At 32.6% G+C, this 18,621-nt stretch carries 34 protein-coding genes; all 34 read right to left on the bottom strand.

The window, feature by feature from the left end:
• Nucleotides 1–3: 3 nt before the first annotated feature.
• Nucleotides 4–480 (bottom strand): DUF2829 domain-containing protein, encoded by a 477-nt coding sequence (locus Fi14EGH31_RS07185; RefSeq protein WP_200765307.1) that lies wholly within the window; start codon nt 478–480, stop codon nt 4–6.
• 13 nt (nt 481–493) lie between these two features.
• Entirely contained in the window at nt 494–742 is a 249-nt protein-coding gene (locus tag Fi14EGH31_RS07180; RefSeq protein ID WP_117574517.1) for a DUF6275 family protein, read from the bottom strand.
• A 17-nt stretch (nt 743–759) separates the two neighbouring features.
• Nucleotides 760–906, bottom strand: a complete 147-nt coding sequence (locus tag Fi14EGH31_RS07175; RefSeq protein ID WP_158548231.1) for a hypothetical protein — start codon at nt 904–906, stop codon at nt 760–762.
• Between the two features lie 55 nt (nt 907–961).
• On the bottom strand, nt 962–1,123 hold the full coding sequence (locus Fi14EGH31_RS07170) for a hypothetical protein (protein WP_158548230.1): 162 nt from the start codon (nt 1,121–1,123) through the stop codon (nt 962–964).
• Nucleotide 1,124: 1 nt separating this feature from the next.
• Nucleotides 1,125–2,843, bottom strand: a complete 1,719-nt coding sequence (locus tag Fi14EGH31_RS07165) for a phage minor capsid protein (protein WP_200765306.1) — start codon at nt 2,841–2,843, stop codon at nt 1,125–1,127.
• Complete coding sequence (locus Fi14EGH31_RS07160; RefSeq protein WP_200765305.1) at nt 2,833–4,257, bottom strand: phage portal protein; 1,425 nt, start codon at nt 4,255–4,257, stop codon at nt 2,833–2,835. Before Fi14EGH31_RS07160 ends, Fi14EGH31_RS07165 begins: the two co-directional genes overlap by 11 nt.
• 44 nt (nt 4,258–4,301) lie before the next feature.
• Nucleotides 4,302–5,681, bottom strand: coding sequence for a PBSX family phage terminase large subunit (locus tag Fi14EGH31_RS07155; protein WP_234697839.1), 1,380 nt, complete (start codon nt 5,679–5,681; stop codon nt 4,302–4,304).
• Nucleotides 5,665–6,306: a terminase small subunit gene (locus Fi14EGH31_RS07150; protein WP_200765304.1), complete on the bottom strand. Its 642-nt coding sequence runs from the start codon at nt 6,304–6,306 to the stop codon at nt 5,665–5,667. The genes Fi14EGH31_RS07155 and Fi14EGH31_RS07150 overlap by 17 nt, the downstream gene beginning before the upstream one ends.
• An 882-nt stretch (nt 6,307–7,188) precedes the next feature.
• Nucleotides 7,189–7,686 (bottom strand): hypothetical protein, encoded by a 498-nt coding sequence (locus tag Fi14EGH31_RS07145; RefSeq protein ID WP_117828506.1) that lies wholly within the window; start codon nt 7,684–7,686, stop codon nt 7,189–7,191.
• A 124-nt stretch (nt 7,687–7,810) separates the two neighbouring features.
• Complete coding sequence (locus Fi14EGH31_RS07140; RefSeq protein WP_117574510.1) at nt 7,811–8,002, bottom strand: hypothetical protein; 192 nt, start codon at nt 8,000–8,002, stop codon at nt 7,811–7,813.
• Between the two features lie 5 nt (nt 8,003–8,007).
• Nucleotides 8,008–8,340: a hypothetical protein gene (locus Fi14EGH31_RS07135; RefSeq protein WP_117782118.1), complete on the bottom strand. Its 333-nt coding sequence runs from the start codon at nt 8,338–8,340 to the stop codon at nt 8,008–8,010.
• A 10-nt stretch (nt 8,341–8,350) separates the two neighbouring features.
• Nucleotides 8,351–8,740, bottom strand: coding sequence for a beta-sandwich lipoprotein (locus Fi14EGH31_RS07130; protein WP_200765303.1), 390 nt, complete (start codon nt 8,738–8,740; stop codon nt 8,351–8,353).
• Nucleotides 8,741–8,920 (bottom strand): hypothetical protein, encoded by a 180-nt coding sequence (locus Fi14EGH31_RS07125; protein ID WP_117574507.1) that lies wholly within the window; start codon nt 8,918–8,920, stop codon nt 8,741–8,743.
• Nucleotides 8,913–9,314 carry a hypothetical protein gene (locus tag Fi14EGH31_RS07120; protein WP_117828508.1) on the bottom strand — a complete coding sequence of 134 codons (402 nt, stop codon included), beginning with the start codon at nt 9,312–9,314 and terminating at the stop codon, nt 8,913–8,915. Before Fi14EGH31_RS07120 ends, Fi14EGH31_RS07125 begins: the two co-directional genes overlap by 8 nt.
• A complete protein-coding gene (locus Fi14EGH31_RS07115; RefSeq protein ID WP_117828509.1) occupies nt 9,296–9,478 on the bottom strand; it encodes a hypothetical protein in 183 nt (60 codons plus the stop codon). The genes Fi14EGH31_RS07120 and Fi14EGH31_RS07115 overlap by 19 nt, the downstream gene beginning before the upstream one ends.
• On the bottom strand, nt 9,471–9,722 hold the full coding sequence (locus tag Fi14EGH31_RS07110; protein WP_117828510.1) for a hypothetical protein: 252 nt from the start codon (nt 9,720–9,722) through the stop codon (nt 9,471–9,473). Before Fi14EGH31_RS07110 ends, Fi14EGH31_RS07115 begins: the two co-directional genes overlap by 8 nt.
• A gap of 3 nt (nt 9,723–9,725) precedes the next feature.
• Nucleotides 9,726–10,085, bottom strand: a complete 360-nt coding sequence (locus Fi14EGH31_RS07105) for a hypothetical protein (RefSeq protein ID WP_117828511.1) — start codon at nt 10,083–10,085, stop codon at nt 9,726–9,728.
• Nucleotides 10,075–10,359, bottom strand: a complete 285-nt coding sequence (locus tag Fi14EGH31_RS07100) for a hypothetical protein (protein ID WP_118536163.1) — start codon at nt 10,357–10,359, stop codon at nt 10,075–10,077. The genes Fi14EGH31_RS07105 and Fi14EGH31_RS07100 overlap by 11 nt, the downstream gene beginning before the upstream one ends.
• 56 nt (nt 10,360–10,415) lie before the next feature.
• Nucleotides 10,416–10,622: a hypothetical protein gene (locus Fi14EGH31_RS07095; protein WP_117828513.1), complete on the bottom strand. Its 207-nt coding sequence runs from the start codon at nt 10,620–10,622 to the stop codon at nt 10,416–10,418.
• 85 nt (nt 10,623–10,707) lie between these two features.
• A complete protein-coding gene (locus Fi14EGH31_RS07090; RefSeq protein ID WP_117828514.1) occupies nt 10,708–10,983 on the bottom strand; it encodes a hypothetical protein in 276 nt (91 codons plus the stop codon).
• Nucleotides 10,983–11,243 (bottom strand): DUF3850 domain-containing protein, encoded by a 261-nt coding sequence (locus tag Fi14EGH31_RS07085; protein WP_200765302.1) that lies wholly within the window; start codon nt 11,241–11,243, stop codon nt 10,983–10,985. The genes Fi14EGH31_RS07090 and Fi14EGH31_RS07085 overlap by 1 nt, the downstream gene beginning before the upstream one ends.
• 6 nt (nt 11,244–11,249) lie before the next feature.
• Nucleotides 11,250–11,495: a hypothetical protein gene (locus Fi14EGH31_RS07080; RefSeq protein ID WP_117828516.1), complete on the bottom strand. Its 246-nt coding sequence runs from the start codon at nt 11,493–11,495 to the stop codon at nt 11,250–11,252.
• Nucleotides 11,496–11,499: 4 nt separating this feature from the next.
• Nucleotides 11,500–11,868, bottom strand: coding sequence for a hypothetical protein (locus Fi14EGH31_RS07075; protein WP_117828517.1), 369 nt, complete (start codon nt 11,866–11,868; stop codon nt 11,500–11,502).
• Nucleotides 11,855–12,469, bottom strand: a complete 615-nt coding sequence (locus Fi14EGH31_RS07070; protein WP_117828518.1) for a hypothetical protein — start codon at nt 12,467–12,469, stop codon at nt 11,855–11,857. The genes Fi14EGH31_RS07075 and Fi14EGH31_RS07070 overlap by 14 nt, the downstream gene beginning before the upstream one ends.
• Complete coding sequence (locus tag Fi14EGH31_RS07065) at nt 12,469–13,305, bottom strand: hypothetical protein (RefSeq protein ID WP_200765301.1); 837 nt, start codon at nt 13,303–13,305, stop codon at nt 12,469–12,471. Before Fi14EGH31_RS07065 ends, Fi14EGH31_RS07070 begins: the two co-directional genes overlap by 1 nt.
• On the bottom strand, nt 13,271–13,945 hold the full coding sequence (locus Fi14EGH31_RS07060; RefSeq protein WP_117828520.1) for a ThiF family adenylyltransferase: 675 nt from the start codon (nt 13,943–13,945) through the stop codon (nt 13,271–13,273). The genes Fi14EGH31_RS07065 and Fi14EGH31_RS07060 overlap by 35 nt, the downstream gene beginning before the upstream one ends.
• A gap of 9 nt (nt 13,946–13,954) precedes the next feature.
• Nucleotides 13,955–14,383: a hypothetical protein gene (locus Fi14EGH31_RS07055; protein WP_117828521.1), complete on the bottom strand. Its 429-nt coding sequence runs from the start codon at nt 14,381–14,383 to the stop codon at nt 13,955–13,957.
• A 16-nt stretch (nt 14,384–14,399) separates the two neighbouring features.
• Nucleotides 14,400–14,906, bottom strand: coding sequence for a RusA family crossover junction endodeoxyribonuclease (locus Fi14EGH31_RS07050; RefSeq protein WP_200765300.1), 507 nt, complete (start codon nt 14,904–14,906; stop codon nt 14,400–14,402).
• On the bottom strand, nt 14,881–15,669 hold the full coding sequence (locus tag Fi14EGH31_RS07045; protein ID WP_200765299.1) for a hypothetical protein: 789 nt from the start codon (nt 15,667–15,669) through the stop codon (nt 14,881–14,883). Before Fi14EGH31_RS07045 ends, Fi14EGH31_RS07050 begins: the two co-directional genes overlap by 26 nt.
• Nucleotides 15,670–15,811: 142 nt before the next feature.
• The gene (locus Fi14EGH31_RS07040) at nt 15,812–16,276 is read right to left on the bottom strand and encodes a single-stranded DNA-binding protein (protein WP_200765298.1); all 465 of its coding nucleotides are present in this window, start codon (nt 16,274–16,276) and stop codon (nt 15,812–15,814) included.
• Entirely contained in the window at nt 16,248–16,763 is a 516-nt protein-coding gene (locus Fi14EGH31_RS07035) for a replicative helicase loader/inhibitor (protein WP_200765297.1), read from the bottom strand. The genes Fi14EGH31_RS07040 and Fi14EGH31_RS07035 overlap by 29 nt, the downstream gene beginning before the upstream one ends.
• 247 nt (nt 16,764–17,010) lie before the next feature.
• Nucleotides 17,011–17,325, bottom strand: a complete 315-nt coding sequence (locus Fi14EGH31_RS07030; RefSeq protein ID WP_200765296.1) for a hypothetical protein — start codon at nt 17,323–17,325, stop codon at nt 17,011–17,013.
• Nucleotides 17,326–17,337: 12 nt separating this feature from the next.
• Nucleotides 17,338–17,613, bottom strand: a complete 276-nt coding sequence (locus tag Fi14EGH31_RS07025) for a hypothetical protein (RefSeq protein WP_200765295.1) — start codon at nt 17,611–17,613, stop codon at nt 17,338–17,340.
• A gap of 11 nt (nt 17,614–17,624) precedes the next feature.
• Nucleotides 17,625–18,614, bottom strand: a complete 990-nt coding sequence (locus tag Fi14EGH31_RS07020; protein WP_200765294.1) for a recombinase RecT — start codon at nt 18,612–18,614, stop codon at nt 17,625–17,627.
• Nucleotides 18,615–18,621: the final 7 nt, after the last annotated feature.

Below are 18,621 nucleotides of genomic sequence, written 5' to 3'. Positions count from 1 at the left end.
CTCCTATTCAAAAAATACCCAGTCATCCGCTAACATATCTGTTTGTGATGGTGCCCAAGGTACAATATTTTTCTTTGCATCTAGATTATCAGTTTGTAAATTAGATGAATCTATACAAACAAAAGGATTTGTTGTTGCATCTGTTTCACATAAATGAATAAAGATTCCTTTACCGTTCCAACCTTTTCTAGCAAGTTTCATTCCACGCTTTAGATATTTGATAGCTTCATCAAAACCAAAAGTAGCTTCTCCACCTAATTCTGGGCAGTTTTCTTCATCAGCAAGAATCCATCCATCATCAAGAATATTAGATAACGTATAAATAACTCTTTCGGTTTCTCTTAATTCTTTTTCCATTCCTTCTTTGGTATGCATAATGATTGTTTCTTTTTCGTTGTCCCAATACCAATAACCACCCCATGAAGGTAATTTCATTTTCATTCCTTGTTTCATTAAATCAAATGCTTTTTTAAATTCCATAATTATTCTCCTTCTAACATTTAATACATTTATTTTCAATTTTCTTATAAGCATTAATATAGAGCTCTTTCTTGTCTCCGTTGTACGTACATTCATACAACATAGCTCCTTTATTTGATGCACTTAAAATAGCCTTATGGTTTTGTAATGTCTTACATTGCCATACAACAAAAACTACAAAATCTTCTTTTTTATCCATGTGTTGCTCATTGTGCTTTCTAACTTCTTCTTTACAAATTTCAATAAATTCACCTGAACTCATTTTTTTCTCCTTTTTTACTAAAAAATTTCTAAAATAAAAGCAATTATCATAATTAAACCGAAAATAAAAAGTGGGATAAGAATTTTCCATAACCCACAAATGAATAGATCAATAAGCTTTAAAGCGATTAAAAAAACGAATAATACTTTGATTACAGTTTTCATATCATATCTCCTGATTTTGAGCAAAAGAAAAAGCCAACTTTCGTTGACTTATTATTTACTGTTTTTGTTCCCAAAACCATTTTTTTGCTTTGTTATATGCATCAATCACTTCTTGTGGAAGCTTATCTAGCTCACCATTGGCAATTTGAGAACCATAAGGATCATAAATATCTATGCATTTTTGAATTTCTTCTGGGTACTTTATATACGCTGACATTCTATTTCATCCCTTTCTTGTTTTTTACAAGTGCCATGTACTCTGCTTCTACTTCGTCAAATCGACCAGATAAATAGTTAGCTCTTGCATATTCACTAATCTCAATTACATTATATTCTTTTATACCTTTTTTATCAATGAATTTCTTTGCCTGTGCACACACAAAATCAATATAGTCAGTATAGTTTTCAGCAGTAATTTCACCAAACTTTTCTATATAATTTTGTGCCTGTTTCATATGACACATTTCATGTAAGAAAACTTCAGTTTCTTCAATGACAGATTTTTTATATGCATGTGAACTATAATAAACTACATTGTGAACTGCATCGTATTTACCGTAGGCTCTATCATATTCCAACGGGTCAAATATAATAATTTTTGGTTTCCTTGTAATTCCATATAATTCTCTAGCTTTATTATTGTTGTTGACTATCTTATGTAATGCTCTTGGTTTAACAGTTGCCCTGTTTGAAATATAAACCTCGTCACCATAGCTTGTTACTCTTTTTGCCTTCAAATCTATATCTCTTGAATAGCGGAATTGAGTTTCATCTTTGCTATGAATAATAGGTCGATACATTTGACTGGTATTTTTATTGATAGCTTTCTCTCTTGGATAAGCCTTTTTAAGAACATTATCAATACCATGTTCTTTCTTGAATTGAATGTTGCTTTCTTTAATGAATTGAGAACGCTTATCTTGCCATTCTCTAATCTTTTTAGCTTCTTTGGTGGAATCTACACCGCATTCATCAAGAATATTCTTCCTTTTCTTCCAAGAACGAATCTGACGCTCATAATATCTTTGCTTTTGTTCCAGCTCGTATTGATCATCATTCCTGTTCTTGTCAAATTCTTCGGTATCGACTAGATTGTTCTTATACTCATAATCAGTAACCTCATAAAAAGAATGCCTACAGTTTGCTCCACCTAGGCCATCAACACGGCCGTATCCCGTTGCTTTTTTAAAATTTTGTAGACCTTTTACAGGAGTATGAAGATAAAATAATTTACCTTGCCACTCCTGATGGGATGGTCGAGCACCTCCATGACTTGAAGTCTTTACAATGTTGATGCCCAATTCTTTGCAGTTATCCATTTTAAACTTCAAAGACGTTTGATTGACACCACTTGTAACTGCTCTTTTAACTGCAGTATCCATTGAAGTTGTATGATCAGTATAACCAACTACTTCAATACCTCTTTGAGAAAGCTTTCTGATTGAGGATTCAATGGCCTTGTCAGCATTGTTTCCTGCAACGATTTTTGAATATGCTTCATCACATGCCTTTATAAACTGCCTGTTGGTGCACTTTCTTGAAATGTTGCAAAGGTTTTTGATTTCACCTTGAGTATCCTTGATACCTTTGTTCAAATTCTTGTTTGACCTGTTCAACATGTCTTTTTTAGAAGTTTGAGCATCAGTATCTTTCAATCTCGAAAAAATATTGCTGACCGTCATTGCTATTCCGTTTTTGATAGCCGATTTTACTTTGTTTTGAGACGATTTCTTGACCTTTTGAAATTCAGTACCCGAATATTCAAAAAACTCTCTACAGGCTTTATTTTTCCATTTTGGATACTCTTCTTCGATATCTTCTAAAGATGCAAGGTTTCTTAAACGTAAACCCATCCAAATTAAAAGAAGAGTTTCTAATGTGCTGAAGTCATTTGAGACATCATCACCCGACTCTTCTAAAAATTTATCAGTTAACATTTACATCCTCTTCTGCATCGTCATATTCATCATCATATTCAATGCCTTCATCAGAATTTTCAGCAACTTCTCTTTTTGCTTCTTCTTCACTCATACCTTGCCATTTGACCTTGTACTTCCATTCAGGCATCAAACCAGCGTTGACTTCTTGAAGGTCGATATTTCTTTGTTTTTCAGTATCAGTCAAAATACTGTCTCCCCAGTCAGTTTCAACAACACATTCCATGGAATTGGATTTACCCATTCCAATAGCATAAACATTCATTGCATACGCTACATCTTCAAGTACAGTATTCAAATTGTCTTGAATTGCTGAAACAGTATCATATTTTCTTTGTTTAGATGACTTGATTTCTTCTGCGGTTTTATCGACTTGCTGTGGGTCGCTTAAATCCCCGTACGATAAACCACATTCGAACTCAATTCTCTTTAGAATATCATTGAATCCTGCAGCATAATTGGCATCTCTTAATTGTGGTGCGTGTACTTTGATTAAATCATTGATGTTAGTTGTTTGTCCTGAAGAATTATCAATATCATATGTTCTGTACAATCTCTTCTTTCCTTCAGGAAGTTTTGGCTCATGGGTGTGTGAATCAATTTCAAATGCGTCACCAGAAGCCTCAACAGCCATTTCACCAGCGATAAATTCCCAAATATATCTGCTGTATTGTTCCTCTGCATCTTTAATCAGATTGATTGCCTTGACATAACATGGAACCCCAAGAGGAGACATCTTATCAATCGTATTGATGACCGGTGTTTTGAGGTAAGAAAAAAATGGCCTGTCAACATTGCCAATTTCAAAATGTTCTTCCAAGTCTTTCCACTCGGGAACGGTTTCCAATGGAATTTGATTGCCAAAATCCGTATAGAAATTGTAATTTCCTTGAGAATAATCTTTTTTCATAAATGCATAGTTTTCAAACATATTTACTCCATTTTCATATTTTTGATATTCTAATCGAGTATACACGTTTTTGCCTTTAAAAATCTGTTCTACAAAGATACCTGCGGTGATTTTCTTTCTTCCATTAAACGTAACAGGAAAAAACTTATCAGCATGTACAACATCAACAAATATTTGATTGTCACTTACATATGGCTTAAAAACAACACCGCCTTCGCCTAAAGCCCATTGAAGATTTTCATTCATATCTTTGATGAATTCTTGATATTCCTGATTGACAAAATCATTTGATATGACTTTTGATATCAATTCTCTTGTTGAAGTTTTAGAAAGTTCCTCACAGATTCCTTGTGCCAATGCTAATGATTTGACACCTTTTTCTTCACTTAGCCAAGGCTGCTTGTTTTCTAAAATCTTATTCCATAAATCAATTGAATTGACCATGTCATTCGACATTGCAATATCGATATCGAAAAATTTATTTATATCTTTTGTTGCAAACATTCTGTTCTTAATCCTTTCTAGAAATTTCTTTATTGCTGTAAACACTAATCATCCTCACCACCTTCATTCTTCTCGACATCAGGAAGATATCTTTTAATGTATTTCCAAATGCCCATGATGTAATATCTCAATGCATCCATACAGTGATCATCTTCCTTAACAGGTTTTTCAACACCATTTTCTATGCTCTTTTTGTCATAGCTGTATATTACGATTTCATTCAAAAGCATTTCCTGACGTGCACCAAACAGCACTTTTTGAAATGCTATTGCTTTTTGGACTCTTGAAATCCCTAATTTGACATCATTTTGAGCACCTCTTATTTTGATGAATGGACAAGCCCTTTTGATTTCTTCAGCAAGCCCTCGTGCGCTTGGGTCAATATAGAGGTTTCGAGGATATTGTCCAAATTCTTCCTTGATTTTTTCACACATCTTCTTGAATTTAAAAGCATATTCACTTGGTGTCAGCTGTTTACCACTTTCACGTCCTGAATGATAGAATTCATCAAGCCCAAAAATGATTTTCTGTGTAGGGTTGAGTCCCCAAAACTCAAATACTGTTGCATTCATTTGGCCATAATCACAAGATGCATCAATTCTTGTAATTCCGTTGATTTCATCATTCGTAAGTTCTCTATTAAGAACATGCTGATTTTCATTGAACATGTAATAGATGATTTCATCTAAACCGATTGAAATTCCAAGCCAAATCCAGTTGTACATTCTTTCATCGACTTTTTTCATTTCCATTGCTGATTGAATAAGCTTTTTACCAAGCCACTTTTCTGGAACATCTCTATAATCAACATGGATATGAATGCAGTCACTACGTTTTTCCATCTTTTTGACCCATTTAAAAATAGAAGCATTAGGATTTTTGGGAGGGTTGAAATAATACTCCATGCAGAATTCATCATCATTCCCACGAACGAATGTTGCTTCAATATTGGATATTTCGTCTTCTCCTTGGCCACGTTCGAAAAACTCGGTCAGCTCATCTAAAATAACAAGTTTGATAGGTTTTTCTTCATCAATGATCCCTTTTGTATCATCAATAGAGTCGTTCCCTGTAAAATAAACCGAATTACCATTTTTAAGATATGTAATCTTCATTGGATTCTTTGTTATCTTGAACTGTTTTTTCTTCAATCCTAGACGTTTGATTGCTCGTTTGAATTCATTGTAGACAGTCTTAGAAAGCTTATTGTGAAACTTTCTCATGACGATTACTGAACATTCATCTTCACTTACAATCTTGTAAATACCATGAATAGCAGCGTAACTTGATTTGGTACCAGCACGTCCGCTGTCCATAATCTTATGAACATGTGAAATGTCATTGAAACAGGTCAAAAACTTTGGAATGACAATATCTGAAATGCGAACCTGTTTTTTCTTAGTTTTCTTAAATTGGTGCATCATTTATGATTTCAACTCCATCATCTTCTTGATCGTTCGTATTCAATCGCTTTTTCAATAGTTCAATCTTGAGTTTTTGCTCTTCGTTGGCCATGTTCAAATGACTTGATAACCATTCGAGAGCTCTAAGAGAATCTGACATTTTAATTGCCTTCCCATCCAATTCATCGGAATCTAAAAAAGCAATATCAATGTATCTTTGAACAATATCGTTAGGATCCAAAAGAATATCAGTATATAACTCTTGCTTTAGTCTTTTAATTTCTTCTTGGATTTCAGGTTTTTTAAACCATCTTGATGCCATGACACAAGCACTGTTATATTTAGCTTTAGGTTTTATTTTTAAATAAGCTTTGACCTTGTTATGATATTTTAAATAATAAATACAAAAGAGCTGATGTTCTTCATCCAGCTCACTTGTTTCTACTATTTCTTCAGCTATTTTTTTGCATTCTTTTTTGGTGTGCACACTTTTATTTTGGTGTGCACCCTTTTTCTTCTTTTTTGACCATTCATAGCGACGGCTCCATGACTTGACAGTATTGATTGTCGTACCATATTTTTTAGCAATTTCTTTTTGCTTCATGCCGTTTTTATAGTCTTCGAATGCTAACTCGTGTTTTTCCAAATCATGTCACCACCTCCATTTTTTTATTTATAGAAATAGCAGTTAAAACTGCATCGTTGTTTTTGCAAAAGAAAAAAGCTCCCATAAGGAACTTTTTAGCAAGGGGTTTAACCTATATGTCTGAACTGTGATTTTAAATTAAATGGGATTGTTTCATTTCTTTAAAAACCACAATAGCATAATAACATGGAAATAAGGGTTCATTCTAGGTCCACTTTGGGTCCATTTAGGGCTCACTTTGGGTTCAGTTTGGGTCCAAAATGGGTCCACTTTTAATAAAAAATTATCACTTGTGATAAAAATGTTCTTATTTATGGCTTTTGATACTATTTCTAGAGATTCGAAACACTGCTTTTATTCGCTTTTCTGCACCACTCCCAAATAGACATTTTAAAACAAAATGTGATAAAATAAAAAAGCACATCCAAAGATGTGCAAAATATACTACGGAGGTACTAGCAACATGCTATTTACATCAAGCAAGAATATTAGCTTTGGTGTAAGGAAAGGAGCAAGTATTCATGGAATACCTAGTAATGCTCTTTTTAATCTTAGTAGCAACTAAAATGTTGTTGAACTAATCCCACACTTACTTAAAGCTAGTATTCGAAGTAGAAAAAGAGGAAGAATTGCCGTTCTTCCTTTTTTCTTTTAGCATGCTATTTTATTCCCATACTTACAAAAAGCATTGTAGCTATGTTGTTTTTACAATGATTTTGATACTTCCAAGCTACATAAATAATATAACACAAATAAGAAAAAAATGAAGATTTTTTAGATGAATTAAGGTAAAGTTAGTTAAACTTAAGCGTATTTAGGTGTATTTATAGACATATATAGACTTTTAGAGATTATTTTGACGAATAAAAAAGAATGAAATTCCTATTCATTCTTGATACTTTCATAAAAGATATTATTCAATTTTTCAAGTGATGGGCGGTGTTCCATGTCAAGATATTTGGATAATTCTAAACACGCTTTTGGAAACTCTCTTTTGTAAGTTGATTTGCTGATACAAAACGACTCTTCTAATGTATCAATCATTTCATTGTACCCTCTTGAACATACATACGTTCTAATGATGTTTCTATGTCCTGCATTGAGCAAATACACCAATGGCATAAATTTATCAAGTTCTTTGTTAAAGAGCTCTAGGCGCTTTGTTAGAAGCTCCCTGCGCAACATATTAGAAGTGATTTGTTCTCCTTTTGGTTTTGAAAAACCTCCAGGAGCTTCATTTGAATATTTAATTGATTGAGGGCTTGGAATGTCCTCAATTTCAAATGTTAAAGAGAATTTTTCAATATTTATTAGGCGTAATTCTCTAAGATATTTTTTAACTTCATCAATGATCTTCTTTTCTTCATCTGTATATTTCATTCCTTGCCCTCCAAAATAATTAATTATTAATTTTTGTGCTCTTGATAAATTGCATAAGCAATTATTCCTACCAATTCAGCAAAGATAGTTGCTGCAACTCCACACCAAAATGGGTTAATGTACATTATTTATCACCATCTTCTTTTATTTCTACATTGCCTTCTTCAAGGTACTTTCTTTGTATTTCGAGCTTTTTAATTGCTTTCAGATGCAATTCCTTATCAAAATTAGTTGCACACGTTAAACGACCAATAACGTATTTGATTTCTTGATTAGTCAACTGACAATCATTAAGCTTTTTAATTAATATATTCATTTCAATCACCTTTTTTTGAATTTTTGACTACATAAATCAATACCATACACAATACTTACGACCGAGAGAAAATAAAACATGAGTGAATTTCGATATGATTGATTAATGATTGCAGTGATTATATGAGCTATGATGATTACAGTATAAATCGCTAACAGTTTTGTATTTTGTTTTAAAAGCTTTTCTTTTTGTTGACGGTATTCTCGAAGCAAACCGTATAGATTGCTTATTGTTTCATTTGCAAGATCCAATCCACTAATCAATGCTTCATTTTGTTCTTTTAAATTTTTGCAACGTTTTTCTAAATCATTTTCAGCTTCTAATTTAATCTTCTGCATTATTTACCACCTACTCACTTGATTTGATATCAATAACACCATTTTCAATAACTTCTTTTGCCGGAAAGAATTGAATGTCATAGGCATAAGGATTTTCTTTCTTAGCTTTTGTTTGAATACAAGTGTATGTAACATCATTTGACAAATGCGCATAGAACAGCTTGTACTTTCCTTTTCCAGTTTTGATTGTTACGTTTAAATCTCCATCTTCATCACTATCAAGGGAAATTTTCCCCTCAACAGTGAATAATGGATCATTTGTTCTAGTATTAAGAGCAACGACTTTTCTTGTAATTTTAAAGTTGTTTGCATCTTCTCTAATATTCCAATTAACTCTAGATGCTTTTGAACATCCAGTTAAAACAAATACACTTGCTAATATGATTAATACTTTTTTCATTTATTTTCTCTCCTCTTTCTTTTTGATGTGGTGTCTTTCTTCATACCATTCAATATCTTCTTCAACACGTTTTAATAAATTCTTTTCTCTTACTAGATCCTTTTCACTTGCTCCTGGTCTAGTGATATAGTATTGCAAAGCATGTTTTACTGTTTGCATTCTTCTATACTGATTACCCATTTTTATCTCCTATATTTGGAATAGTAATTGGATAAAATCTTCCTTCTTGAAAAAATGTATTAGATAAATCATTGGATTTTATACATTCAAGAAATATCCATTCATTAGATTCTATTTCTTTAATTCTTACAATTTCTTCATAAGGAGCATCATATATCCACATTCCTTCTTTTAAATCTTCAAATTTAAGGGGTTGAGGATGCTTGATTTCATTCATTGCATCCTCATAGCCTTCATCATATTGTCCTCTATCATAAATTAGAGCTTTTAGGAGTTCTTCTTTATCAACATTTATGCCGACTTTTTGTACAGCTTTAAGTACTGAATTTTCAAAATCCTCATTCATCTTTTGAAACACTTCTTTCATTACTGTTTCTATTGGTGACTTATACATTCTTCATACCTCTCTATCAATTCATCAATGGTTTCATCATCTTCGGCATCTTGAAAGTAGCCTCTCATCCTCATGCCAACTAATGTACTGATTTCATCAAAGTAATCTCCACCACATCCATCATCAGAGAATTCTTTTAATAGATCCAATTCAAATTTAGTCATCTTTCATTACCTTCTTTTTCCAATATTCTTTATCTTTTTTAGATTCTTTATCCGTTAAAACATCAATGCAAAGATATAAACCTTCTAGTTTGTTGCAAGCGTTATCTAAACCTTTTTTTACATCTTCGTAAGCTTTTTCTAATTGCTCACAATATCCTTCTAGAGCTTCTACGTACTTATATGTTTCGTCGACACCGAGTGCAGCGCCTCGCTCTGTATATTCTTCTCTACTAGGCTTTTTCAATTTTCAACCCTCCCAATCGATAGCTTGTCCACATTTTGTACAATAGTTTTGCTTTCCTGCTAAAGCCGAACCACAAGTTGGACACTTTCCAAAAGTTACATCTATATTTAACATTGAAAGAGTAACGGTTTCTTTCTTGATTGGCTTCTTAGGCAATTTTGTTTCTAAAATGTTTCTAAGAGCTTTAAAATCAATGCTACCTAACACATGTGCAAATGTTTTATTAAAATCAACTAATTCTTGTAGTACTTCTACTTCTTCAACACAATGACAAAACGTACTTTTAGGAATTGTTTCATATTCGTCAATTTCCGTTGTTTTTTCTTTGATACTGTTTAATGCTTCTTGATATTTATTCTTCATCTCTCATACACCATTCTTTCCATTTTTGAGTATTTCCGCAATCAAAATCACAACTATCATATTCACAATTAAATGGACATTGAACTAAGTCACATTCAACTGTATGTGATGATAATTCTTTGCACGCTTTATCTAGTGCTTTTTCTAATTGATCTATGTAACTATTTAGCGCTTGTTCATATAATCCACTATCAAATGTTATATTGTATCCAAATTTATTAGCAAACTTAAACTTTTCATTTGTAAAATAATCTTCTATTTTTGGTCTATCCATTTTCTTCAATCCAATCTAAACGTCGTCCACATGAATAACGATACCTCATGCTTTGATTAACTAATGTATGACATTTTCGACAAACTCCTATGAATTTGTTCTCTTTTTTTTGAATAAACAATGTCTCTAGGTTTTTCCATAGTTTCTTTCTCAACCAATTCTTGTAATTCTTTAAATGTTTGGGGCAGAAAATCTTCTGCCACTTTACCATTTTCTAACTTCAACCTTGCTATTCTGCCTAAATCTTCTTGATATATATTCATTTTCCATCGCCTCCAATATTGATTAAAACAAGTGCTATTAAGAAAAAGTAGAGTAATATAATAATTAGAATTGTTTCCATTATTTCTACATCCACCCCAATTCCTTACATTGTTGGTTGATTGCTTTTAAAAGTTCCATATCAACTGCAGGCGGTTCATCATAGCAAAGATCATAATTTTCAGAATACTCATCATGGTATACTGTTGTTATTTTTTGCTCTTTATCAAACAAAACTACAAATGTATATAAGTATTCTTCTTCATATACGATTGGTTTTTTATAAATAAATCGATCTAATCCAAAATAATCAAATTTATCTTTTTTAAATCCCATTGATTCAAACATTTCTTGTGCTGTCATTACAAAGCACCTCCTAAATCCAAGCGAAGTTTAAAACCTAAAACAACATAACCCTCTTTGCAATATTCTTCATCATTTAAAATATAAACAATTTCTACATTTATAGATTTTCCTGTAAACTTACCATTCTCAAATTCTCTTAAAGTTATGATATCTCCAACCTCAAAATTGCGATCGTTTTTACGAGCTTCAAATGTCTTAATATCACAAATTACATCCCAAAAATATTGAGGTTTGATTTTTAATTCATGTGTTTTCATAATTCCTTAACCTTTCTTAACGATATCCTTCATGTCATTCTTGTAATAACATTCTTCACATACTACATAGCCAAATCCACCGCTATTAAAGATGATTCTTGATGTATAAGACATCCCATATTTGATTTTCTTACCGCATTCAGCACAAGCAATGTCTTTGTTCATATCATCTTCATAAAGACTAGCTCCTTCAGGCAATATGTAATTTTCATAAGTGTTATTTACTGGATCATATTTTCTAGCAGTTGTCATAATTTCAAGTCCTTCCTACTTTAACAATTTTAATTTCTTCGCTTTTACGGCCATTTGGAGACGCATAATTCTGCATTACACTTACTGATTTTCCTACAAATTCAGCACATTCTTGAATCGTTCCTACCACAATTAATTTTTCTTTTTTCTTTCTATCAAATACAGCGTAGATTGTTTTTCCCTCGTCAGGAGCAATAACGTTTCTTCCTTCGAGAATATCTTCAAGTCTGTTATTCTTGTGCCTTAATCTTGAATTTTGCTCACGAAGTCGATAATTTACTTGTTTTAATTGCTTTGCTTCTTCAAGAAGAGGCAAGTATTTGCTCTCGCCCCATTCAAGAAGTAGAGTTCTTAGTTCATCAAATTGTGACATCTTTCAATTTCCTGTTCAGTTTCTTCAATAATTTGTATGGGAATGGATTATCTTCTAGATACTCAAAATATTTAATTGTGCTAGAGAAACCATTGATTCCATTGAATGTATTGTGTGAGTAAGGAGTTGCAATGATCTTATTCAAAGCCCCCTCTACATCACCATCTTTTATTGTTCTATCAGCAGTTCCAATACACATTCTGTTTTCAACAAGGACATTTGGCATAGCATAGTCATAAAGTTCCGTTTCTTCACCTTTGTACTCTTTATAACAATAGTTTTTAATGCTTTTGATTTGCTTAGAAGAGTGCAAAACGATATAGATTGAATTAGGAAAATTGATTTTATAGCTTGTTTGGTTGAAAGTAACATACTGTACATGTTCTGGTTGTCTAATGACTGTGTAACCTCCACCTTTCGCAATAACATTTTCAGGCAACAGTTTAATTTTCTTTATCATTAATGAATTAGTTGCACATTCTTCTATAGCATTTAAAGCATCTTCTATCGCTAACTTTTTGAAGGTGATTATGTCACCTTTTTTGATACATAACTCAGCATCAGACTTGACATTTGAAAATTTTATAATTACCTCTTTCATTACATGATTACCTCCTCGTTCGTGCTCAAAGTGTCAATAAATGTATTTATGAGAGCTGATACTCTCAATCTTTTTAATGTTTTTCCGTTTGCATCACACAACAAAGTTTCTAATTCATCAGAATCTCCTCTTTGCTTTTTTGAATGTTCCGACATGATATTTATAGCTTCATTCATCAACGAAAAAGCAGTTTCAAACTCCTGGATATCTTCACATTCGATATCAGTAACATTGCCTTTTGCAAGTTGTCCGTTTCTAAATAAAAAGCCAAATTCATTAAAGAGTGCCCTTATTTCATAATGTTTTTTATAAAGCTTCCTGAATTTTCTTGCTTTGGATTTATCTTTAAAACGTACATGACAAATGTTTAATCTTACAGTTCCCAAAAGATATTCATCAACATTACCTTTCTCATCCGTACAACAATCAATAGCAGCAAAATACAGTTCCTTTTCAAATTCTTTTTTGATCTGTGGAATATAATCCGTACCCAAATCAACAAATTGCTCATTATGCTTGTCATACCAGCTTTCCATTTGAGCATCATCAGATGTAATGGCTAAGTCTTGTTCATCAAAAAAAGGTGAAAGCAGAGCAAATATCATACCTCTATCAATGATGATGTCCTCAAAAACATGATCAGCGAGATAATTCTTATCTTCAATGAAAGAAATGTCCTGAAACTCAAGTTCATTTTCAAAATATTCAGTTGCATCATCAATGGTTGTCTGTGGAAGATAACTGATAAGATTAGCTATGAAACTTTCTATTGTGTTGTCATGTATTATTCTTGGCACATAATCAGTTGTAAAAAACTGTCTCAAATCGATTGACAATTTGAACACCCTCTTTCAACTCTCTAATAAGCAACGCATTGCAATGTTCCAGAATAGAAACCGCCATTTTTGCATTGGTTACAAGAAATTGAACATTCCCGTCTGCAGCCTGTTCCTGACATGATTTTTCTAGCGGGTGTCTGTCCATATCAAGCTTATAGCATTGACTTCTCAATTTTCCTTTTTGAATACCGTCTTTTTTAGATGCTACATAGATGTTTCCTTCGTATTCGCTATTTGCTGAATCAATGTAAATAACGTTTTCAAGCTTATTAAATACTTGTTCTAGTATCTTTCTAGTTGCATCATTATCAACGCAACCAATTATTACTGGAATATATCTTTCATCTTTGGTTGCCATTTTGTAAAGATCATCAAAAGTGCAGTAATCATCATCAAACTCACATTCCATTGAATAAAGCGAATTGATTTTTCTCGATAACGATATTGCTTTATTCGTTCCAATATCCTGTTCCTGATAGCCTTGACGTTTGATGTTTTTTCTCTCAACAACATCCCCATCGACTAATTTCATCTTATGATTGGTGTTTAAAAGGAGTTTTGGAAGGTCTCTTGCAAGAAGAGAACCTGTTCCACCTACCCCAATCACATAGAATCTATACTTGGTTATTTTGGTCATTTTGAATCACTATCCTTTTCTGTGTTGAGCAATACTTACAACAAGAACGTTATCTTCTTTGATGAAACTATATTCCATTTTTCCTGCGAATTCATAATGTTGATGTTGCAACATGATCTTTGTAATTTCATCTTCTTTGTAAGTTTTTCCTGGAACAAATCCATAAGAAGAAATATCAATAATTCTTCCTTCAGAATAGATTGAGAAAGGGTAAAGGTGTTCACCTTTCTTACCTGCAGGTTTCTTTTTCTTAGGTGTTGCTTGTTTTTCTTCTGATGCATCTTTAGCATCAACACCTGCTTCTTGCTGCGTTTGTGCAGCAGTTGCTTGTTCTACCGCTTGTTCTTGTGGTTCAGTTGGTTGTTCTTCTACAACCTCCGCTTCCTTGACCTCTTCAACTGATTTTTCATCTTCAGTTATTAAATCCCATAATCCCATTTTAATTTTCCTCCTGTTATTTTGGCTTTCTTTCGCCAATTTCTTCTAGACATATTTTTAAACATTCATTTTCAGCGAATTCACGAATGATAACAAGTTCACATACCTGGATATCGTCGTAATATGCTACGTCATTGAGTGCATCTAAAACCACTTTTATAATGTTGTCGATATCCGGCTTGACTGTACAAAGAAACGTTTTATCTAATAGCCAAGCTCTTAATTTTTTAGTGGTCGACTTAGGAATTTCTCTGTATGCAAATATCTTCACTCTCAACGCTTTATCACTTTGATAACTTGTAGTTTTTCGATAGCACATTGCTATTTTTTGTTCGTAATCTACTGTGGTTTGTGGTGTATATACCTTTACTCTTGTTACGTATTTGTTTTTCACTTTATCGAACACTTTAAATGTAGTAAATCTTGGTCTTCCCTTGCCAACTATCTTTCCAGGTACGGTAAACCAAAACTTCTTGTAATCATCTTGTATTCCTACATCAAGCGAGCATTGGGTCAAAGTCATCTTCTAGCTCCTCTGGAACAACAGTGTCTTCAAGAAGTGCATCCAATTGTTTCTCTTCTTGATAATCATCTTCAGGTTCTTCTACATCCATATCTTCGAATTCGTCATAGTTCGTAGGTTGTTGTACAAGTTCTATTTTTTGTTGATCACAAGCGCTTTTCTTAGGATCCTCTTTGATATTGAAGTAAACTGTCATTGTGATAGTGGTTTGTCCACCATTTAGCTCAGTTTGATCACACGCTGCCAAATAATATGGATTCCAATCACCAGCAAGCGTAATGAATTCATCAACACGTTTTGCATCCAACATATAGATATCAGGAAATCCTATCTTGTCCAAAATCTTATTATCTTCTTCAGAGATCCATCTTTGTGTCACTTCAACAATTTTAGGAATCTTGTAAGGATCACCTTTATCTACAGAAAAAACTTTTTTCGACATGTAACCCGCATGCTTGAAGAAATTTCTAACTGCAATCAAATATGATTCTTGACAGCTGAAATGTTCAGCTTTCGCCAATTTCATATCTCCGTTAGGTAATTGTGATAGTTCATAAGGGATTTTTCCAAACTCTCTTAATTCATCATCTAAAAGCAAATTACTTTGAAAGTCATAAACTGCAGCATAGTTGTTACATACTAAATAGAGCTTTTCATCATCACCATAAAATACTGGTGTGTAAGTCTTGTTTTTTCCGATGATTTCTTTCGCGATTGAAAGAAATTTGTAGAAAAACGGTTCTTCATCCTTTTTTATCAGCATTTTCATCTCTCCTTTTTGTTTGATTTATTGTTTTTGCGGTCAAATCTTCATCCTAACGAATGTTTTTAGATAATTGGTAAAGTTAATCATCTTTAAAACAAACACTCGCTAGAAACGAAAATTTTAAGTTTTTTATTTTAGACTAGAATTGAATGTCATCTTCCATGATGTTGAAAGGTGGATTTTCATTCATAAAACTGTCTTGTTGCTGATTTTGTGTTGGTTGTTGGTACTGATTTGGATTGTAAGTTGATTGTGAATGATTTTGTTGTTCAGTATATTTATCGCTGTTTCTTGTATCCAGGAACTGAATTGAATCGCATACAACTTCAGTAACATAAACACGTTGTCCTTGAGCGTTGTCATAGCTTCTTGAACGAAGTCTTCCTTCAACTCCAACTAACGAACCTTTGGAACAGTACTTTTCAACATTTTCAGCAGTCTTATTCCAAACAACACATGAAATGTAATCCGCTTGTTGCCCATCTGCAGAGTTATAGTTACGATTTAACGCTAACGTAAAACTTGTAACTGCAGCCCCGTTTCCAGTTCTTCTAAGTTCTGGATCACGAGTCATCCTACCAACTAAAACTACTCTGTTTATCATATCTTCTGTTTCCTTTGTTTTGATTTTGAAGTTTCATTTCTAATCTTACCTTTGCTTCTCCCCTGTATGTAAGAACTCCAGCATTTCGTTTTCTAACATGTTCTTCATGTAAGATCTTGATTGACTCCTTGTCGTAACTGCATTCTTTAAATTTTTCGATATTTTTCTTAGCTTCCTGAGAATTGAAAAATCTAAATGGAAAGTTTCCATATTCTTCATCTTCAAAACTAACAATTACGGTGTAGGGTTCAATTAATTCAATTGTGTATTCAGGAACTTCAATGTTAGAAATGATTTCAGCAAGATTAGGAATGTATTTATTAGATTTTGAAAATTTGATAATAGCTCTTTGAACTTGTTCATACGAGTAATCTTCAAACATCAAATACCATGAATTAACTGTTTCAATATTCAATTCACTTAATTTGGAATTTGGATAAATACTTTTGTAAAATTTCAAAATTTTTTTAATTTCAGTTTTTTTCAAAATTTCTAAACTCCTTTCAAAATGTTGTGTGCTTACTATATATAGCAATCTGCAAAGTCGTATGCGAAGGATTGTTATTTGTGAGTGTGCACACACCACTCTTGTTTTATCTTGTTTTTTTCTTGTTTTATTTTGTTTATATTGTTTATATATAGAAAGGGGTGTAGGAATTTTTCCTATACAGTATGGGAATTTCTCCTATACCATGTAGGAATTTCTCCTATACCATGTAGGAATTTTTCCTATACTAATACCCTCGCCACTTCTTATAATTCAGCATCTTTATAAACGTATTTTGAGGAGTTGTTTTATAATCTATATAACCTTTGTTTTTTAGGAATTCCATAAATTTTTTTAAGGTTTTATTGTCCCAATTCAAATTCTTTCTCATTTCTATTTGTGTGGTTGTAAAGGTTCCTGCCTCTCCATACTTATCATCAAAATAAGCTTTAAAGAGGCAATAGGAAAACAGAGTCCATGCTTTTGAATTTTTAATAATAGGATCATTCACCAGCTCGTTTGAAAATCCTGTATACCCTTTCTTTACCTCTTTTTCAGCCATTGATTAAACCTCTTATTCTACATACTTTTCTTGATAATCACTTATATAGATTTCTCTATGATTTCCTTGTGTATCACCATAAATCAATCCTTCATCATATAACTTCTTCAATGATGCTTTGAATTTATTTTCACTGATTGGCAAGCCTAGATTTCTAATGTTCAATTCTAGATGCCCATCATTATCACAATTGAACAATAGATAAGTGAAAGTCCATAGAGAATAAGTATCTCTATAGGCTTTCGTGTTTGTAAATGATCGAGGAAGTATAACGTATTCTTCTTGCATCTTGTTACCTCCTACATCGACATTGGATCAAAGTCATCAACTGGAACTGGTTCAGCTTGTTTTTCTTCATTGATGATGTCTTGCATTGTTGGTGCAGTAGTTGCTTCAATTGCTTGAGGCGTTTCTTTTTCAGTAGCAACTCCATCAATGATGTTTTCATCTTCAAAATGAGGATTTAAGTTTTCATCTATTACTGCATTATCTGAAGTGATAGCTTTTTCAATTGCTTCAGTTGATAATAAAGCATGTTTTGATAATAATTGACGAAGCATTGTTTTCTTGGCCATTTCATCAAAGTTCTTATACCAAAAACTTGAATATTGCCATTCAGTTTTAGGATCATATTTTCCAGCTTCATAATCAGCAAATGAAACTTTAGGATATTGTCCTGTTGTTGCTTCTTTAGAAAATGCTTGTGAATACTTATCAGCGTGATTAAGCATTTTTTCTTTCGACCAATATAAACGTTTGATATATCCATTTTTCATTTCAAAATAAGCCATGTAACCAACTACTGGCAGATTTTCTCTTACATCATCATCTTGAACAAATTCAAACTCTGGCTTACCAGTTAACTTATTGCGCCCTTTATATTCTCCTTCTCTAATTTCCATAGCATCAATATCAACATATTCGTTGGATCTGATTGCTAATTGAAGATATCCTTTATAACCAATTTGGAATTGTGCTTCTGTACATTTCTTTTTTTTGTTTTTATAAGGGACCATGTAGAAATAGCCTAATTGAGGGCTAGGTTTAAGATGTAAACTTTGCCCTAGTAATGCTGCACTGATGATTGTTTGTGGATCGCATTCAGCTAATGCAGGATTTGTATTAACCGCACTTGTAATTGATGTGATAAATTCTTGTGAATCAGTTGCACCAACCATTTGATGGATTTTAGTTCTCATGATGCTTGAATTGATTAAATTGTTGAATTTTTTGATACCAGTTGTTACTGGATTTTTAGTTGCTTGTTGCATTACACTTTGTACTGCCATATTAATT

It is taken from the genome of Faecalibacillus intestinalis (assembly GCF_015097455.1).
Classification (GTDB): Bacteria; Bacillota_I; Bacilli_A; order Erysipelotrichales; family Coprobacillaceae; genus Faecalibacillus; species Faecalibacillus intestinalis.
Note: the sequence above shows the minus strand (reverse complement) of the source record. Positions and strands in the feature narration are given on the sequence as shown.

Excerpts from the sequence above, each read along its gene's own strand:
- Fi14EGH31_RS07185 (WP_200765307.1), bottom strand. The coding sequence starts at position 480 with ATGGAATTTAAAAAAGCATTTGATTTAATGAAACAAGGAATGAAAATG.
- Fi14EGH31_RS07180 (WP_117574517.1), bottom strand. The coding sequence starts at position 742 with ATGAGTTCAGGTGAATTTATTGAAATTTGTAAAGAAGAAGTTAGAAAG.
- Fi14EGH31_RS07175 (WP_158548231.1), bottom strand. The coding sequence starts at position 906 with ATGAAAACTGTAATCAAAGTATTATTCGTTTTTTTAATCGCTTTAAAG.
- Fi14EGH31_RS07170 (WP_158548230.1), bottom strand. The coding sequence starts at position 1,123 with ATGTCAGCGTATATAAAGTACCCAGAAGAAATTCAAAAATGCATAGAT.
- Fi14EGH31_RS07165 (WP_200765306.1), bottom strand. The coding sequence starts at position 2,843 with ATGTTAACTGATAAATTTTTAGAAGAGTCGGGTGATGATGTCTCAAAT.
- Fi14EGH31_RS07160 (WP_200765305.1), bottom strand. The coding sequence starts at position 4,257 with ATGTTTGCAACAAAAGATATAAATAAATTTTTCGATATCGATATTGCA.
- Fi14EGH31_RS07155 (WP_234697839.1), bottom strand. The coding sequence starts at position 5,681 with ATGATGCACCAATTTAAGAAAACTAAGAAAAAACAGGTTCGCATTTCA.
- Fi14EGH31_RS07145 (WP_117828506.1), bottom strand. The coding sequence starts at position 7,686 with ATGAAATATACAGATGAAGAAAAGAAGATCATTGATGAAGTTAAAAAA.
- Fi14EGH31_RS07140 (WP_117574510.1), bottom strand. The coding sequence starts at position 8,002 with ATGAATATATTAATTAAAAAGCTTAATGATTGTCAGTTGACTAATCAA.
- Fi14EGH31_RS07135 (WP_117782118.1), bottom strand. The coding sequence starts at position 8,340 with ATGCAGAAGATTAAATTAGAAGCTGAAAATGATTTAGAAAAACGTTGC.
- Fi14EGH31_RS07130 (WP_200765303.1), bottom strand. The coding sequence starts at position 8,740 with ATGAAAAAAGTATTAATCATATTAGCAAGTGTATTTGTTTTAACTGGA.
- Fi14EGH31_RS07125 (WP_117574507.1), bottom strand. The coding sequence starts at position 8,920 with ATGGGTAATCAGTATAGAAGAATGCAAACAGTAAAACATGCTTTGCAA.
- Fi14EGH31_RS07120 (WP_117828508.1), bottom strand. The coding sequence starts at position 9,314 with ATGTATAAGTCACCAATAGAAACAGTAATGAAAGAAGTGTTTCAAAAG.
- Fi14EGH31_RS07115 (WP_117828509.1), bottom strand. The coding sequence starts at position 9,478 with ATGACTAAATTTGAATTGGATCTATTAAAAGAATTCTCTGATGATGGA.
- Fi14EGH31_RS07105 (WP_117828511.1), bottom strand. The coding sequence starts at position 10,085 with ATGAAGAATAAATATCAAGAAGCATTAAACAGTATCAAAGAAAAAACA.
- Fi14EGH31_RS07100 (WP_118536163.1), bottom strand. The coding sequence starts at position 10,359 with ATGGATAGACCAAAAATAGAAGATTATTTTACAAATGAAAAGTTTAAG.
- Fi14EGH31_RS07095 (WP_117828513.1), bottom strand. The coding sequence starts at position 10,622 with ATGAATATATATCAAGAAGATTTAGGCAGAATAGCAAGGTTGAAGTTA.
- Fi14EGH31_RS07090 (WP_117828514.1), bottom strand. The coding sequence starts at position 10,983 with ATGACAGCACAAGAAATGTTTGAATCAATGGGATTTAAAAAAGATAAA.
- Fi14EGH31_RS07085 (WP_200765302.1), bottom strand. The coding sequence starts at position 11,243 with ATGAAAACACATGAATTAAAAATCAAACCTCAATATTTTTGGGATGTA.
- Fi14EGH31_RS07080 (WP_117828516.1), bottom strand. The coding sequence starts at position 11,495 with ATGACAACTGCTAGAAAATATGATCCAGTAAATAACACTTATGAAAAT.
- Fi14EGH31_RS07075 (WP_117828517.1), bottom strand. The coding sequence starts at position 11,868 with ATGTCACAATTTGATGAACTAAGAACTCTACTTCTTGAATGGGGCGAG.
- Fi14EGH31_RS07070 (WP_117828518.1), bottom strand. The coding sequence starts at position 12,469 with ATGAAAGAGGTAATTATAAAATTTTCAAATGTCAAGTCTGATGCTGAG.
- Fi14EGH31_RS07060 (WP_117828520.1), bottom strand. The coding sequence starts at position 13,945 with ATGACCAAAATAACCAAGTATAGATTCTATGTGATTGGGGTAGGTGGA.
- Fi14EGH31_RS07055 (WP_117828521.1), bottom strand. The coding sequence starts at position 14,383 with ATGGGATTATGGGATTTAATAACTGAAGATGAAAAATCAGTTGAAGAG.
- Fi14EGH31_RS07050 (WP_200765300.1), bottom strand. The coding sequence starts at position 14,906 with ATGACTTTGACCCAATGCTCGCTTGATGTAGGAATACAAGATGATTAC.
- Fi14EGH31_RS07045 (WP_200765299.1), bottom strand. The coding sequence starts at position 15,669 with ATGCTGATAAAAAAGGATGAAGAACCGTTTTTCTACAAATTTCTTTCA.
- Fi14EGH31_RS07040 (WP_200765298.1), bottom strand. The coding sequence starts at position 16,276 with ATGATAAACAGAGTAGTTTTAGTTGGTAGGATGACTCGTGATCCAGAA.
- Fi14EGH31_RS07030 (WP_200765296.1), bottom strand. The coding sequence starts at position 17,325 with ATGGCTGAAAAAGAGGTAAAGAAAGGGTATACAGGATTTTCAAACGAG.
- Fi14EGH31_RS07025 (WP_200765295.1), bottom strand. The coding sequence starts at position 17,613 with ATGCAAGAAGAATACGTTATACTTCCTCGATCATTTACAAACACGAAA.
- Fi14EGH31_RS07020 (WP_200765294.1), bottom strand. The coding sequence starts at position 18,614 with ATGGCAGTACAAAGTGTAATGCAACAAGCAACTAAAAATCCAGTAACA.